At 69.2% G+C, this 15645-nt stretch carries 10 protein-coding genes and 1 pseudogene; 9 read left to right on the top strand and 2 right to left on the bottom strand.

Features of this window, described 5'->3' with window-relative positions; all coding sequences use genetic code 11:
• The first annotated feature begins 116 nt into the window (after positions 1–116).
• The 3 genes from MRAB57_RS03540 to MRAB57_RS03530 are packed head-to-tail and all read left to right on the top strand — an operon-like array spanning position 117 to position 5904.
• Complete coding sequence (locus tag MRAB57_RS03540) at positions 117–4379, top strand: glycoside hydrolase family 38 N-terminal domain-containing protein (RefSeq protein WP_077086328.1); 4263 nt, start codon at positions 117–119, stop codon at positions 4377–4379.
• A complete protein-coding gene (locus MRAB57_RS03535) occupies positions 4376–4993 on the top strand; it encodes a DUF7158 domain-containing protein (RefSeq protein ID WP_077086327.1) in 618 nt (205 codons plus the stop codon). Before MRAB57_RS03540 ends, MRAB57_RS03535 begins: the two co-directional genes overlap by 4 nt.
• Positions 4994–4998: 5 nt before the next feature.
• Positions 4999–5904 (top strand): ROK family protein, encoded by a 906-nt coding sequence (locus MRAB57_RS03530; protein ID WP_077086326.1) that lies wholly within the window; start codon positions 4999–5001, stop codon positions 5902–5904.
• Here the strand turns inward: MRAB57_RS03530 and MRAB57_RS03525 are convergent.
• On the bottom strand, positions 5901–6245 hold the full coding sequence (locus MRAB57_RS03525) for a winged helix-turn-helix transcriptional regulator (protein ID WP_077086325.1): 345 nt from the start codon (positions 6243–6245) through the stop codon (positions 5901–5903). The genes MRAB57_RS03530 and MRAB57_RS03525 overlap by 4 nt on opposite strands.
• A gap of 80 nt (positions 6246–6325) precedes the next feature.
• Here MRAB57_RS03525 and MRAB57_RS03520 point away from each other — a divergent pair, with 80 nt between their 5' ends.
• The 3 genes and pseudogenes from MRAB57_RS03520 (at position 6326) to rplL (ending at position 8150) form a co-directional block, all read left to right on the top strand.
• A complete protein-coding gene (locus tag MRAB57_RS03520) occupies positions 6326–6766 on the top strand; it encodes an anthrone oxygenase family protein (protein ID WP_077086324.1) in 441 nt (146 codons plus the stop codon).
• A gap of 268 nt (positions 6767–7034) precedes the next feature.
• Positions 7035–7568, top strand: a pseudogene (rplJ, locus tag MRAB57_RS03515) (50S ribosomal protein L10); the annotation flags it as partial.
• Positions 7569–7754: 186 nt separating this feature from the next.
• Positions 7755–8150: a 50S ribosomal protein L7/L12 gene (gene rplL, locus MRAB57_RS03510; protein WP_077086322.1), complete on the top strand. Its 396-nt coding sequence runs from the start codon at positions 7755–7757 to the stop codon at positions 8148–8150.
• Positions 8151–8201: 51 nt separating this feature from the next.
• Here rplL and MRAB57_RS03505 read toward each other — a convergent pair whose 3' ends face one another.
• Positions 8202–8885: a TetR/AcrR family transcriptional regulator gene (locus tag MRAB57_RS03505; RefSeq protein ID WP_077086321.1), complete on the bottom strand. Its 684-nt coding sequence runs from the start codon at positions 8883–8885 to the stop codon at positions 8202–8204.
• A 71-nt stretch (positions 8886–8956) separates the two neighbouring features.
• Here MRAB57_RS03505 and MRAB57_RS03500 point away from each other — a divergent pair, with 71 nt between their 5' ends.
• The 3 genes from MRAB57_RS03500 (at position 8957) to rpoB (ending at position 15622) form a co-directional block, all read left to right on the top strand.
• Complete coding sequence (locus tag MRAB57_RS03500; RefSeq protein WP_077086320.1) at positions 8957–10471, top strand: carotenoid oxygenase family protein; 1515 nt, start codon at positions 8957–8959, stop codon at positions 10469–10471.
• Between the two features lie 180 nt (positions 10472–10651).
• The gene (locus MRAB57_RS03495; protein WP_077086319.1) at positions 10652–11662 is read left to right on the top strand and encodes an ABC transporter ATP-binding protein; all 1011 of its coding nucleotides are present in this window, start codon (positions 10652–10654) and stop codon (positions 11660–11662) included.
• Between the two features lie 468 nt (positions 11663–12130).
• The gene (gene rpoB / locus MRAB57_RS03490; RefSeq protein WP_077086318.1) at positions 12131–15622 is read left to right on the top strand and encodes a DNA-directed RNA polymerase subunit beta; all 3492 of its coding nucleotides are present in this window, start codon (positions 12131–12133) and stop codon (positions 15620–15622) included.
• Positions 15623–15645 lie beyond the last annotated feature (23 nt).

The raw sequence follows: 15645 nt of genomic DNA, 5'->3' as shown, positions 1-15645 counted from the left end.
AACCGATGTGCGCGCCGCCTCACAGAGGAAGCACGCCTTGTCAAACGTCACGCCGCGCCGGGCCATTCATGTGACGGTCGTCACCCTGGCGAGCGTCCTCGCCGTAAAGTGCGGGCATGCAGCTGGTTTCGGCGCAGTCGACCGAACTGTTCGTTGGGCCGCCCGAAGCACCGCTGCAGCTGGTGCGGGTCGCCGTCGCCGGGATCACCCGGCGCACGCCGGTGCGCATCGAGGGCGACGGCCTGGCCGGGGAGGCGGTCGCCAAGGCCCGCAGCAAGGTCGTCGAGGTTCCAGTCGCGGTAGACCAACCGGTGCCCGGTGAGCGCCGCAAAGCCCGGGCGGTCGCGGGCGACGCCAGCGTGTCGTTCGCGTTCACGGTGGCCGAGCCCGGGTGGACGATGTTCATGGTCAGCCACTTCCACTACGACCCGGTGTGGTGGAACACCCAGGGCGAATACACCAGCGTGTGGCAAGAGGTCCCCGAGGGGCGCGCCCGGCAGAAGAACGCCTTCGCGTTGGTGCACGCGCATCTGGAGATGGCCCGCCGCGAGCCGGAATACAAGTTCGTGCTGGCCGAAGTGGACTACCTCAAGCCCTACTGGGACACCCACCCCGAGGACCGCGCCGACCTTCGCCGCTTCATCACCGAGGGCCGGGTGGAGATCATGGGCGGAACCTACAACGAGCCCAATACCAACCTCACCAGCCCGGAGACGACGATCCGAAACCTGGTGCACGGCATAGGGTTTCAGCGCGACGTGTTGGGCGCGCACCCGGCGACCGCCTGGCTGCTCGACGTGTTCGGCCATGACCCGCAGTTCCCGGGGATGGCCGCCGATGCGGGGCTGACGTCGAGTTCGTGGGCGCGCGGGCCGCATCACCAGTGGGGGCCGACGCACGGTGGCTCTGAAGCCGGCGGCGACATCGAGCGCATGCAGTTCTGCAGCGAGTTCGAGTGGATATCCCCGTCCGGTCGCGGGCTGCTCACCCACTACATGCCCGCGCACTATTCGGCGGGCTGGTGGATGGATTCCTCGACCCTCCTGAGCGACGCCGAGGACGCCACCTACCAGCTGTTCGAGCAGCTGAGGAAGGTCGCGTTGACCCGCAACGTGCTGCTGCCGGTGGGCACCGACTACACCCCGCCCAACAAGTGGGTCACCGAGATCCACCGCGACTGGGCCAAGCGCTACACCTGGCCGCGATTCGTGTGCGCGCTGCCGAGCGAGTTCTTCGCGGCCGTGCGCGCCGAGCTCAACGAGCGCGGGTGGGAGCCGTCGCCGCAGACCCGCGACATGAACCCGATCTACACCGGCAAGGACGTGTCCTACATCGACACCAAGCAGGCCAACCGGGCCGCCGAGAACGCCGTCCTGGATGCCGAGCGCTTCGCGGTGTTCGCGGGGCCGGCCGGTGGGGCCGACTACCCGCAGGCCGCCCTGGCCAAGGCGTGGGTGCAGCTGGCCTACGGCGCCCACCACGACGCCATCACCGGCTCGGAGTCCGACCAGGTCTACCTCGACCTGCTGACCGGCTGGCGCGACGCGTGGGAGCTGGGCCGGGCCGTCCGCGACAACTCGCTGGCGCTGCTGTCGGGTGTTATCGACGGGGACGTCGTCGTCTGGAACCCGCTGACGCAGCGGCGCGCCGACGTCGTCACCGCGCGCCTCGATCCGCCCCTGGCGGCCGGGGTACGCGTGCTCGACGCCGACGGCGCCGAGCTGCCCGCACACGTCGAGCACGACGGGCGGTCGGTCACCTGGCTGGCCGCCGACGTGCCGTCGCTGGGCTGGCGCGCCTATCGGCTGGTCCCGGCGGAGGAGCCGACTGGCTGGGCGGAGGTGCCGGGGTCCGAGATCGCCAACGAGCACTATCGGCTGGTCCCGGCGGAGGAGCCGACTGGCTGGGCGGAGGTGCCGGGGTCCGAGATCGCCAACGAGCACTATCGGCTGGCGGTCGACGAGGCCCGCGGCGGGGGAGTCGTGTCCCTGATCCAGGACGGTCGCCGGCTGATCGCGGCCGGACGGGTCGGCAACGAGCTCGCGGTCTACGAGGAATATCCGACGCACCCCGTCGAGAGCGAGGGCCCATGGCACCTGCTACCCAAGGGGCCGGTGGTGTGCTCGTCGGAGTCGCCCGCGCAGGTGCGGGCCTACCGCGGCCCGCTCGGGCAGCGGCTGGTCGTGCGCGGCCGGATCGGCACGCTGCTGCTCTACACCCAGACGCTGACCCTGTGGAACGGCGTGGCGCGGGTGGACTGCCGCACCACCATCGACGAGTTCACCGGCGAGGACCGCCTGGTGCGACTGCGCTGGCCGTGCCCGGTGCCGGGCGCCATGCCGGTCAGCGAGGTGGGGGACGCGGTCGTCGGGCGGGGTTTCGCGTTGCTGCACAAGCCTTCTGGCGGGACCGAATCGGTGGACACCGCGGCGCACCTGTGGACGTTGGACAACCCGGCCTACGGCTGGTTCGGCCTGTCGGCGACGGCCCGTGTCCGGGTCGGCGGCGCGGTGCGGGCGCTGTCGGTCGCCGAGGTGGTGTCGCCGGCCGAGGCGATGGCCGGGTCGCTGGCGCGCGGGTTGATGGTCGCCCTGGTCCGCGCCGGCGTGACGGCCACCTGCAGCGGCGCCGACAAGCCCCGCTACGGCAACCTCGACGTCGACTCCAACCTGCCCGACGTGCGGATCGTGCTGGGCGGGCCGGCCCGCAACGCCTTCGCCAAAAAGGTGCTCGACGACGCGGAGGCGTACGGCGAAGAGCTCGACCGGCAGCTCGCGGACAGCGGCCGGGCCAGGGTGTGGGTCCCCGCGGCGGCCCCGCTGGCGACGGTGTGGCTGCCCGGCGCCGACCTGACCGGGCCGCGGACCCTGCCGGTGCTGATCATCGACGGCTCCGACGATGACAACCTGGCCGCCGAGATCGCCGCGGTGGCAGCCGATCTCGAGGACGCCGAGATCGCCGTCAGCCAACAGGTCCAGCAAGCGGAGGCCGAACCGTTCGAAGCCAGGACGGTGGCGCTGCTCAACCGCGGCGTGCCGAGCTTCGCCGTCGACTCCGAGGGCACCCTGCACACCGCGCTGATGCGGTCCTGTACGGGCTGGCCGTCGGGCACCTGGATCGACGAGCCGCGCCGTACCGCGCCCGACGGCTCCAACTTTCAGCTCCAGCACTGGACACATCATTTCGACTACGCGCTGGTGTGCGGCGACGGAGACTGGCGGCATGCCGACATCCCCACCCGCAGCGCGCAGTTCTCCCACCCGCTGGTGGCCGTGCGCCCGCGACAACCCCGGGGTGGTCTCGGGCCGACGGGCTCGCTGTTGCGCGTCGAGCCCGCCGGCTCGGTGCAGCTGGGCGCGCTCAAGGTGACGGGCAATCCGCTGACGGCGGGCAGCGCCCGGCCGGTCGACGCCCGCGAGGTGACCCTGCGGCTGGTGGAGACGACCGGCTCGGCCGCACGCGTCTCGATCGCCTCCGAGCTCGGCGAGATCAGCCCGCTGGGGCCTGCCGACCTGCTGGAAGTTCGGTCGAAGTCGGCGTCCGACGGCGGACCGATCGAACTGCACGGGTATCAGATCGCCACCGTGCTGGCCCGGCTCGAGCTGCCCGCGCTGACCGACCACGCCGCCGCGCTGGGTCCCGACGCCGAGAGCGCCCAGCCGCTCTACGCGCGGTACTGGCTGCACAACCGGGGCCCCGCGCCGCTGGGCGGGTTGCCGGCCGTCGCGCACCTGCACCCGCAGTCGCTGGCCGCCGAACCGGGCGGCGAGGTGGTGTTGCGCCTGACCGCCGCCAGCGACTGCACGGACGCCACGCTGCACGGGAGCGTGACGCTGAGGTGTCCCGACGACTGGCGCGCCACCCCGGCCGAGCTGCCGTTCACGCTGCGCGCCGGCGCGCATCAGGAGGCCGACGTGGTGCTGGCGGTGCCGGCGGACACGCCGCCGGGGCGGTACCCGGTGCGGGCGCAGCTGCGCGTCACCGGCGACGCCGTCGCACCCGCCTGGCACCAGGTGGTCGAGGACGTCGCCGTCGTCGACGTCGGCGCGGGGCACCAGGGGGAGCTGGTCTACCTCGTCGACGAGCCCGTCGACGTCGACCTCGCGGCCGGCGAGACGGCCCGCCTCATGGTCACGGTAGGCACGCGCGCCGCGGCGGAGTTGTCGCTCGAGGCGCACCTGATCAGCCCCTGGGGTACCTGGGAGTGGATCGGCCCGGCCGCGCTCGGGGCGGTCGTGCCGGCCGGCGGCACCGTCGAGCTCGGCTTCGACGTGACCCCACCGGCGTGGCTGGAGCCCGGACAGTGGTGGGCGCTGGTTCGCATCGGCTGCGCCGGGCGCCTGCTGTATTCGCCTGCGGTGCGGGTGATCGTCCGATGAGCTTCGAGCTGGTCGCCACCGTCGCCGGCAGCCCGGTGGCGGTCGCGGAAGTGGACGCGGCCGAGGCGCGGCTGCGCCGCGGTGCGCGCGCCGCCGCGCTGCCTACCGTTGACACCAGCGAGGGCCGCCAGCTGCGGCGCTGGCTCACTCAACTGATCGTGACCGAACGCGTGGTGGCCGCCGAGGCCGCCGCGCGCGGGCTCACCGCTGCCGGGGCGCCGGCCGAGGACGAGGTGCTGCCCGACGTCACGGCCCGGCTCGAAATCGGCAGCGTGGCCGCGGCCGCCTTGGCGGACCCGCGGGCGCGGGCGCTGTTCGCCGCCGTCACCGCGGGCGTGGATGTAGGCGACGACGAGGTAGCGGGCTATCACGCCCGCAACCCGCTCCGGTTCGCCGAGCAGCGTCCCGGGCCGCACGGCTGGCGCATCGCGCAGCCCACCGCCCCGCCCCTGCGGCAGGTGCGGTCGCAGGTAGTCGAGCACCTGCGCGCCGCCGCGCGGCGGCGGGCCTTCCGAGTGTGGCTGGACGCGCGGCGGGCCGCGCTGGTGCAGCTCGCCCCCGGCTACGAGCATCCCGGCGATCCCCGCCAACCCGACAACGTCCACCGGCACTGATCGCCGTGCTGACCCTCTGCCTGGATATCGGCGGCACCAAGGTCGCCGCCGGTCTGGCCGACGCCCGCGGGGCACTCGTGCACACCGCCACCTGCCCCACGCCGCCCGGCGGTTCCGCCGAGCAGGTCTGGGCGGCCGTCGCGGCGATGATCGCCGGCGCGCTGCGCGAAGCCGGCGGGGCGGTCCGCGCGGTCGGCATCGCCTGCTCGGGCCCCATCGACCTGAACAGCGGGACCGTCAACCCGATCAACATCCCGGGCTGGGACGGCTTCCCGTTGGCCGACCGGGTCGCCGCCGCGGTGCCCGGCGTCCCCGTGCGGCTCGGCGGCGACGGCGTGTGCATGGCCCTGGGCGAGCACTGGCGCGGCGCCGGGCGCGGCGCCGGCTTCCTGCTGGGCATGGTGGTGTCCACCGGGGTGGGCGGCGGGCTGGTGCTCAACGGGGCGCCGTATGCCGGGCGTACCGGCAACGCGGGACACGTCGGTCACGTGGTGGTCGAACAGGACGGCGAGCGGTGCTCGTGCGGCGGGCGGGGCTGCGTCGAAACCGTGGCCGCGGGTCCCTGGCTGGTGCGCTGGGCGCGGGCCAACGGCTGGTCCGCGCCGCCCGACGCCGACGCCCATGCGCTGGCCGACGCCGCGGCGAGCGGCGATGCCGTCGCCCTGCGGGCGTTTCACCGGGGCGCGCGTGCGCTCGCGGCGATGATCGCCTCGGTAGGGGCGGCGTGCGACCTGGACCTCGTCGTCATCGGGGGAGGCGTCGCCCAGTCCGGCGGCCTGCTGTTCGACCCGCTGCGCGCCGCGCTGGCCGACTATGCCCGGCTGGACTTCCTGACCGCCCTGCGTGTGGTGCCCGCCGAGCTGGGCGGTCAGGCCGGCCTGGTCGGCGCGGCCAGGCTCGCCGGCGTCTAGCCCGCGGCGCTGAATCCGTTGCGCCGCATGTGCTTTCGTCCCCAGTCGCAGAGGGTTTGCAGCACCGGCGTCAGCGTCATGCCGTATTTCGAGATCGAATAGTGCACGCAGGGCGGCACCGTCCTGGCGTCGTGGCGCTCGATGATGCCGGCGTCGACCAGTTCGTGGAGATGCCGGATGAGCATCCGTTCGGTGATGCCGGGAATGCTGCGGCGCAGTTCGGCCGTGCGCATCGGCCCGTCGCAAAGCCGCCATAGGATCGTGCCCTTCCAGCGGCCGTCGATCACCGACAGCGCGGCGTCGATCGGGCAGTCGCTCAGTTCCTTTTTCGATACCGCCACCGCAGCTCCCGGCCTCGCGCAGTGCTGACTAATTTGTCAGTACCTTGATATTTGTCAGCTTAACAGCCAGGATCGATGTCATGAACGACAACCTGGATGCGCTTGCCGTCCTGATCACCGGCCCGATGGTGGGCGTCGAGTTGGCGGTCGCGGTGTTCTTCACTCCGCTCATCGCCAGGCTGCCCGACGACGCCTTCCGTGCGGCGCGCGGCCGTGCCGCACGGGTGCTGGGTGCGGTGATGCCGTTCTGGTACGTCGGCTCCCTGCTCCTGCTGGCCGTCGCCACGGTGCGGGCCGGCGGCGGGATCCGCGGCTGGCTGTGCGGCGGCGCGGCGGGGCTGCTGGCCGCGGTGGTGCTGCTGACGGTGACGATGCTGGTGCCCATCAACACCCGCATCGCGAAGTGGCCGGCCACCGGCGAGGTGTCCCGCGAGCTCGCGGCGCGGTGGGACCGGCTGCATCAGGTGCGCGTCGTCGCCCTGCTGGTGCTCTTCGCGATGCTGGCGTTCGCCGTCACCTGAGATCGGTCGTTTTGGCCGACCGCGGGTCTGCACGCTATTCTGGTCGGCGATCCACCGAAGACCGTCGGTCACCGAGCAATCGGTTGAAGGTCCGGGAGCATCCCGGCGGCCCACGCAGGAGGACGAGGCATGACCGCCGGCGCGCGCGCCGGTGCATCTCAACGCCCCGGCCGATTCCTGCGCCGGGGCGTTCGTCGTTTCTCGGTGATCACAGAGCACAGCACACTGGAGCACAGAGCGCTGGAGACTTTCCACCGAGGAGGTATGCATGGCCAAGGCTGACAAGGCCACCGCCGTTGCTGAGATCACAGAGCAGTTCACGGGGTCGACGGCGACCCTGATCACCGAATACCGCGGGTTGACGGTCGCCGCGCTCGCCGAGCTACGGCGGTCGCTGTCGGGTTCGGCTACCTACACGGTCGCCAAGAACACGCTGATCAAGCGGGCCGCGTCGGAAGCCGGGGTCCAGGGGCTCGACGAGCTGTTCGCCGGCCCGACGGCCATCGCGTTCGTCAGCGGCGAGCCCGTCGACGCCGCCAAGGCCCTCAAGACCTTCGCCAAGGAGAACGCGGCGCTGGTCATCAAGGGCGGCTACATGGACGGCCAGCCGTTGACCGTCGCCGAGGTCGAGCGCATCGCCGACCTGGAGTCGCGCGAGGTGCTGCTGGCCAAGCTGGCCGGCGCGATGAAGGGCAACCTGGCGAAGGCGGCCGGGCTGTTCAACGCTCCTGCCTCGCAGATGGCTCGCCTGCTGGCCGCGCTGCAGGAGAAGAAGCCCGCCGAGGCCGCACCCGCTGCCGAAGCGCCCGCCGCCGAGGCCGCACCCGCTGCCGAAGCACCCGCCGAAGAGGCACCGGCCGCGGAGGCACCTGCCGCCGAAGAGCCGGCTGCAGAGGCACCCGCGGAAACCACCGAAGCACCGGCTGACGCCGAATAAAACCAACCCGCAACCCAAGACATCCAGGGAAACTAGGAAGGACCCACAACCATGGCAAAGATATCCACTGACGACCTGCTCGACGTGTTCAAGGAAATGACCCTGTTGGAGCTGTCGGACTTCGTCAAGAAGTTCGAGGACACCTTCGAGGTCACCGCGGCCGCCCCCGTCGCCGTCGCCGCTGCCGGTGCCCCGGCCGCCGGTGGCGCCGCCGCCGAGGCCGCCGAGGAGCAGTCGGAATTCGACGTCATCCTCGAGGCCGCCGGCGACAAGAAGATCGGCGTCATCAAGGTCGTCCGCGAGATCGTTTCGGGCCTGGGCCTCAAGGAAGCCAAGGACCTGGTCGACGGCGCCCCCAAGCCGCTGCTGGAGAAGGTCGCCAAGGAGGCCGCCGAGGAAGCCAAGGGCAAGCTCGAGGCCGCCGGCGCCACGGTCACCGTCAAGTAGTTCCGTTTCGCGCAAAACCCCCGGGACCGTGGTCCCGGGGGTTTTGTGTATTCAGCCCGCGATCGCCGTCTGCACCGACCGTGCCACCCGTTCGGCTGAATCACCCAGGGCGACAAACAGATTCGTAGTCATCGCGCCGAGCACCGGCGCGAGCGCCGCGCCGTCGTCGCCGTAGAAGCCAGCGAGTTCGAGCATCACAAAACCGTGCATCAGCGCCCAGAATTGGGCCGCGGTGGCCACCACGGCCGCATCGTCGTCGGCGGCGCCCACGGTGATCCGGCCGGCCACCATGCACCGATGCATCCCGCGCACCACGTGCGCGAAGCTCGGGATGTCCCGCTCGATCTCGGCGACCGTCAGGTGCAGCATGTTGCCCGCCGGAGCGTTGATGCCGTGGGCGCTGGTGCTGCCGAACATCAGCCGATACATGTGCGGGCGCTCGATGGCGTAGCCCCGATAGGCCATACCGGTCGCCATCAAGTCGGCCACCGGGTCGTCTGTCGGGGGCACCGACAATGCGGCGTCGAACTGGCGCAGGCTCTCCTCGGCGACCGCGGCGATGAGCCCCTGCATGCCGCCGAAGTGGGTGTAGAGCGCCATCGTCGAAGTGCCCGCCGCACTCGCCACCTTGCGGGCCTGCAGGGCGTCGGGCCCCTGACCGTCGAGCAGGCCGACGGCGGCGTGCAGCATCTCCTCGCGAACGTCGCGCACGCCGGGCTGCATCTCCGAAGTCATCGTTGCCATCTTCTCATTGGGAGCGTACTGTCTCAATAACGCTGAAATAACAATGTTATAGGAGCTCAGCCATGACGACCATCGAAACCGTCACGCCCGGCAATCCGTATCTCGAGGGTTTCTTGGCTCCGGTGCAGGCGGAGGTGACCGCGACCGATCTCAAGGTCACCGGCCACCTTCCCGAGCACCTGGACGGGCGCTACCTGCGCAACGGCCCCAACCCCGCCGCCGAGGTCGATCCGGCCACCTATCACTGGTTCACCGGCGACGGCATGGTGCACGGGGTGTCGCTGCGCGACGGGCAGGCGTGCTGGTACCGCAACCGCTGGGTCCGCAGCCCTGCGGTGTGCCGCACGCTCGGCGAGCCGGAGCCCGGGCGCATCGACCCGCGGACCGGGATGCTGGGCCTGGGCGCCAACACCAACGTGTTGACCCACGCCGGGCGGACCCTGGCGCTTGTCGAAGGCGGCGTCGCCAACTACGAACTCACCGACGAGCTGGGCACCGTCGGCACCTGCGATTTCGACGGCACCCTGGCCGGCGGCTACACCGCCCATCCGCACCGGGATCCGCGAAGCGGCGAACTCCATGCGGTGTCCTATTCGTTCGCGCGCGGGCGCACCGTGCAGTACTCGGTGATCGGCGCGGACGGGCACGCCCGCAAAACGGTGGACATCGCCGTGAGCGGATCGCCGATGATGCACGACTTCTCACTGACCGACAAGTACGTCGTGATCTACGACCTGCCGGTGACGTTCGACCCGGTTCAGGTGCTGCCCGTGTCGATGCCACGCTGGCTGCAACTGCCGGCCCGGCTCGTCGTCGAGTCGCTGCTCGGGCGGGTCCGGATCCCGAGCCCGATCGCGGCGCGGGCCAACAGCGGCCGGCGGCGCGCAGCGGGCATGCCGTACGCGTGGGATCCCCGCTACCCGGCGCGCATCGGGGTGATGCCGCGCGACGGGGGCAATGACGACATGCGCTGGTTCGATATCGAACCCTGCTACGTCTACCACCCGCTCAACGCCTACTCGGAGCTACGCGACGGGGTCGAGTTCTTGATCCTCGACGTGGTGCGCTACTCGCGGATGTTCGACCGCGACCGGCGCGGGCCCGGGGACGTCGCCCCGACGCTGGACCGCTGGACCCTCAACCTGGCCACCGGCAGCGTGCACACCGAATGCCGCGACGACCGTTCGCAGGAGTTCCCGCGGATCAACGAGTCGCTGCTGGGCGGCCGCCACCGGTTCGGCTACACCGTCGGCATCGGCGGGGGCTTCGTTGGCGCAGCTGGCTCGGAGGCGTCGTCGGCGCTGTACAAGCACGACTACGCGACCGGCTCGAGCGAGGTCGCCGCGCTGGACCCCGACCTGCTGCTCGGCGAGATGTGCTTCGTGCCCAACCCGGCGCGCGGCGGCGGACAGGCCGCCGAGGACGACGGGGTGCTGATGGGCTACGGCTATCACCGGGGCCGCGACGAAGGCCAATTGCTGTTGCTGGACGCGCAGACCCTCGAGTCGGCGGCGACCGTGCACCTGCCGCAGCGGGTTCCGATGGGCTTTCACGGCAACTGGGCGCCGACTTCCTGACCGCCGTCCACCGGTCGCTCGCGGGCCCATTACCCTGCTAGCCGGGGTGGGTCTCAGGTCAGCGAATTTTTAGCTCCGGTGCTGTGCAACCATGATGCGCGGTCCCGAGCGTGCGCTACAGTGACTCATGCCACACAAAGGGGCAGGTAGCAGGCACAAGCGTGGACGGAAGGATCTCCTATGGGCGTCGCTATCGAGGTCAACGGCCTGACGAAATCCTTCGGCTCCTCGAGGATTTGGGAAGACGTCACCCTCGACATCCCGCAAGGCGAGGTCAGCGTTTTGCTGGGCCCCTCGGGTACGGGCAAGTCGGTGTTCCTGAAGTCGTTGATCGGACTGCTGCGGCCCGAGCGCGGCTCGATCATCATCGACGGCACTGACATCCTCGAATGTTCGGCCAAGGAGCTCTACGAGATCCGGACGCTGTTCGGCGTGCTGTTCCAGGACGGCGCGCTGTTCGGTTCGATGAACCTCTACGACAACACCGCGTTCCCGCTTCGCGAGCACACCAAGAAGAAGGAAAGCGAGATCCGTGACATCGTCATGGAGAAGCTGGAAATGGTCGGCCTCGGCGGCGACGAGAAGAAGTTCCCCGGCGAGATCTCCGGTGGTATGCGCAAGCGTGCCGGCCTGGCCCGCGCCCTGGTCCTCGACCCGCAGATCATCCTCTGCGACGAGCCCGACTCCGGTCTGGATCCGGTCCGTACCGCCTACCTGAGCCAGCTGATCCTCGACATCAACGCCCAGATCGACGCCACCATCCTGATCGTGACGCACAACATCAGCGTCGCCCGCACCGTGCCTGACAACATCGGCATGTTGTTCCGCAAGCATCTGGTGATGTTCGGCCCGCGCGAGGTCCTGCTGACCAGCGACGAGCCGGTGGTGCGGCAGTTCCTCAATGGCCGTCGCATCGGGCCCATCGGCATGTCCGAGGAGAAGGACGAGGCCACCATGGCCGAAGAGCAGGCCATGGTCGACGCCGGCCACCACTCCGGGGGCACCGAGGAAGTCGAGGGTGTGCCCCCGCAGATCCTTGCGACACCGGGCATGCCGGAGCGTAAGGGCGTCGCGCGGCGCCAGGCGCGCGTGCGCGAGATGCTGCACACGCTGCCGAAAGAGGCGCAGGCCGCGATCCTCGACGACCTCGAGGGCACGCACAAGTTCCAGTCGCGCGAATTCAACGGCTAGCCGACCGACACCGCCTGACCACCCCGGTCGCCGCAAGGCTGCCGGGGTGGTTTTGCGCTGCGTGACTAGAAGCCGTGACCGGAGAATTTCGCGATAACTCCGTGTAACTCGCCGCCTGTTGCTCTTGACGACAGGGGGATGCACGGGTCAATCTGTTGGGCAGCATGTACCCACGGGAAAAGTCGAGACGCCAGCCAGCGCCGAACTTCCTGGGCAGCTAGTTAGTGGGCAGTTGAGGAATGCGCGCGCCTGCGCTATTGTTGGACGTTGCGCTGGCTACCTCCTGCCCACCTCACCCGCCGCTTGACACCGTGGTCTTAGCCTGAGCCTGTATTCGTGGCTCAGCTAATTAGTTGCGTGCGTGAGACATGGACAGATCGTTCGCCAGCTTGACCGACACAATTCGCGGCGAACAAGCCCGGTGGCCCCGGTTCTCGTGAGTCGCACGAGGTGCTGGAAGGACGCATCTTGGCAGATTTCCGCCAGACCAAGACGGATCACCCACAAAGTTCTGCTGACAACTCCGTACCGGGAGCACCTAACCGAGTTTCATTCGCGAAGCTACGCGAACCTCTTGAGGTTCCGGGGCTTCTCGATGTGCAAACCGACTCGTTTGAGTGGCTGATCGGCTCGCCGCGCTGGCGCGAGATCGCGACCGCACGCGGTGACGTCAGCCCGGTGGGTGGCCTCGAAGAGGTGCTCTACGAGCTGTCGCCGATCGAGGATTTCTCCGGCTCGATGTCGCTGTCGTTCTCCGATCCGCGTTTTGACGAGGTCAAGGCGCCGGTCGACGAGTGCAAAGACAAGGACATGACGTACGCGGCCCCGCTGTTCGTCACGGCCGAGTTCATCAACAACAACACCGGCGAGATCAAGAGCCAGACGGTGTTCATGGGTGACTTCCCGATGATGACCGAGAAGGGCACCTTCATCATCAACGGGACCGAGCGCGTGGTGGTCAGCCAGCTGGTCCGTTCGCCCGGTGTGTACTTCGACGAGAGCATCGACAAGTCGACCGAGAAGCTGCTGCACAGCGTCAAGGTGATCCCGAGCCGCGGCGCGTGGCTGGAGTTCGACGTCGACAAGCGCGACACCGTTGGTGTGCGCATCGACCGCAAGCGCCGTCAGCCGGTCACGGTGCTGCTCAAGGCGCTGGGCTGGACCAGCGAGCAGATCACCGAGCGGTTCGGTTTCTCCGAGATCATGATGTCGACCCTGGAGAAGGACAACACGGCCGGCCCCGATGAGGCGCTGCTGGACATCTACCGCAAGCTGCGCCCGGGCGAGCCGCCGACCAAGGAGTCCGCGCAGACCCTGCTGGAGAACCTGTTCTTCAAGGAGAAGCGCTACGACCTGGCCCGGGTGGGCCGCTACAAGGTCAACAAGAAGCTCGGCCTGAACGTGGGCCAGCCGATCACGTCGTCGACGCTGACCGAGGAAGACGTCGTCGCCACCATCGAGTACCTGGTGCGTCTGCACGAGGGCCAGGCCACGATGACCGTGCCCGGCGGCTCCGAGGTTCCGGTGGAGACCGACGACATCGACCACTTCGGCAACCGCCGGTTGCGCACGGTCGGTGAGTTGATCCAGAACCAGATCCGGGTCGGTATGTCACGGATGGAGCGCGTGGTCCGCGAGCGGATGACGACTCAGGACGTCGAGGCCATCACGCCGCAGACGCTGATCAACATCCGCCCGGTGGTCGCCGCCATCAAGGAGTTCTTCGGAACCAGCCAGCTGTCGCAGTTCATGGACCAGAACAACCCGCTGTCGGGTCTGACCCACAAGCGCCGCCTGTCGGCGCTGGGCCCGGGTGGTCTGTCCCGTGAGCGCGCCGGCCTCGAGGTCCGCGACGTGCACCCGTCCCACTACGGCCGGATGTGCCCGATCGAGACCCCGGAAGGCCCGAACATCGGCCTGATCGGCTCGCTGTCGGTGTACGCGCGGGTGAACCCGTTCGGGTTCATCGAGACGCCGTACCGCAAGGTGGTCGACGGTGTGGTCTCAGACGAGATCCACTACCTGACCGCCGACGAGGAGGACCGCCACGTCGTGGCGCAGGCCAACTCGCCGATCGACTCGGCCGGCCGGTTCGAAGAGGCACGCGTCCTGGTTCGCCGGAAGGCGGGCGAGGTCGAGTACGTGCCGTCGTCCGAGGTGGACTACATGGACGTGTCGCCGCGCCAGATGGTGTCGGTGGCCACGGCCATGATTCCGTTCCTCGAGCACGACGACGCCAACCGTGCCCTGATGGGTGCCAACATGCAGCGCCAGGCGGTTCCGCTGGTGCGCAGCGAGGCCCCGCTGGTCGGTACCGGTATGGAGCTGCGCGCCGCGATCGACGCCGGCGACGTGATCGTCGCCGACAAGGCCGGGGTGATCGAGGAGGTTTCCGCCGACTACATCACCGTGATGGCCGACGACGGCAGCCGGCACACCTACCGGATGCGCAAGTTCGCGCGGTCCAACCACGGCACCTGCGCCAACCAGTCGCCGATCGTCGACGCGGGCGACCGCGTCGAGGCCGGCCAGGTGCTCGCCGACGGCCCCTGCACCGAGAACGGTGAGATGGCCCTGGGCAAGAACCTGCTGGTGGCGGTCATGCCGTGGGAGGGACACAACTACGAGGACGCGATCATCCTGTCCAACCGCCTGGTTGAAGAGGACGTGCTCACCTCGATTCACATCGAGGAGCACGAGATCGATGCCCGCGACACCAAGCTGGGCGCCGAGGAGATAACCCGGGACATCCCGAACGTCTCCGATGAGGTGCTGGCCGATCTCGACGAGCGGGGCATCATCCGCATCGGCGCCGAGGTCCGCGACGGCGACATCCTGGTCGGCAAGGTCACCCCGAAGGGTGAAACCGAGCTGACCCCGGAGGAGCGGCTGCTGCGTGCGATCTTCGGTGAGAAGGCGCGCGAGGTCCGCGACACGTCGCTCAAGGTGCCGCACGGTGAGTCCGGCAAGGTGATCGGCATTCGGGTGTTCTCTCGCGAGGACGACGACGAGCTGCCGGCCGGTGTCAACGAACTGGTCCGCGTCTACGTGGCCCAGAAGCGCAAGATCTCCGACGGCGACAAGCTGGCCGGACGCCACGGCAACAAGGGCGTCATCGGCAAGATCCTGGCGGTCGAGGACATGCCGTTCATGCCGGACGGCACGCCGGTCGACATCATCCTGAACACGCACGGTGTGCCGCGACGTATGAACATCGGCCAGATCCTGGAGACTCACCTCGGGTGGGTTGCCAAGGCCGGCTGGAACATCGAGGGAACGCCCGACTGGGCGGCGAACCTGCCGGAGGACCTGCGGCACGCTCAGCCGGACCAGACGGTGTCGACCCCGGTGTTCGACGGCGCCAAGGAAGAGGAGCTGCAGGGTCTGCTGTCCTGCACGCTGCCCAACCGCGACGGCGACGTGATGGTGAACGCCGACGGCAAGTCGAGGCTGTTCGATGGCCGCAGCGGTGAGCCGTTCCCGTACCCGGTGACCGTTGGCTACATGTACATCATGAAGCTGCACCACCTGGTGGACGACAAGATCCACGCCCGCTCCACGGGTCCGTACTCGATGATCACGCAGCAGCCGCTGGGTGGTAAGGCGCAGTTCGGTGGCCAGCGGTTCGGTGAGATGGAGTGCTGGGCCATGCAGGCCTACGGCGCGGCTTACACGCTGCAGGAGCTGTTGACCATCAAGTCCGACGACACCGTCGGTCGGGTCAAGGTGTACGAGGCGATCGTCAAGGGCGAGAACATTCCCGAGCCGGGGATTCCCGAGTCGTTCAAGGTGTTGCTCAAGGAGCTGCAGTCGCTGTGCCTCAACGTTGAGGTGCTATCGAGCGACGGTGCGGCCATTGAGCTGCGCGAGGGCGAGGACGAAGACCTCGAGCGCGCCGCGGCGAACCTGGGAATCAACCTGTCCCGCAATGAATCTGCGTCCGTTGAGGACTTGGCTTAATAGTTACTAAACCCGCAAGGGGA

It is taken from the genome of Mycobacterium rhizamassiliense, assembly GCF_900157375.1.
Lineage (GTDB): Bacteria > Actinomycetota > Actinomycetes > Mycobacteriales > Mycobacteriaceae > Mycobacterium > Mycobacterium rhizamassiliense.
The sequence above is the reverse complement of the archived record's forward strand: the minus strand, read 5'-3'. Positions and strand labels throughout refer to the sequence as shown.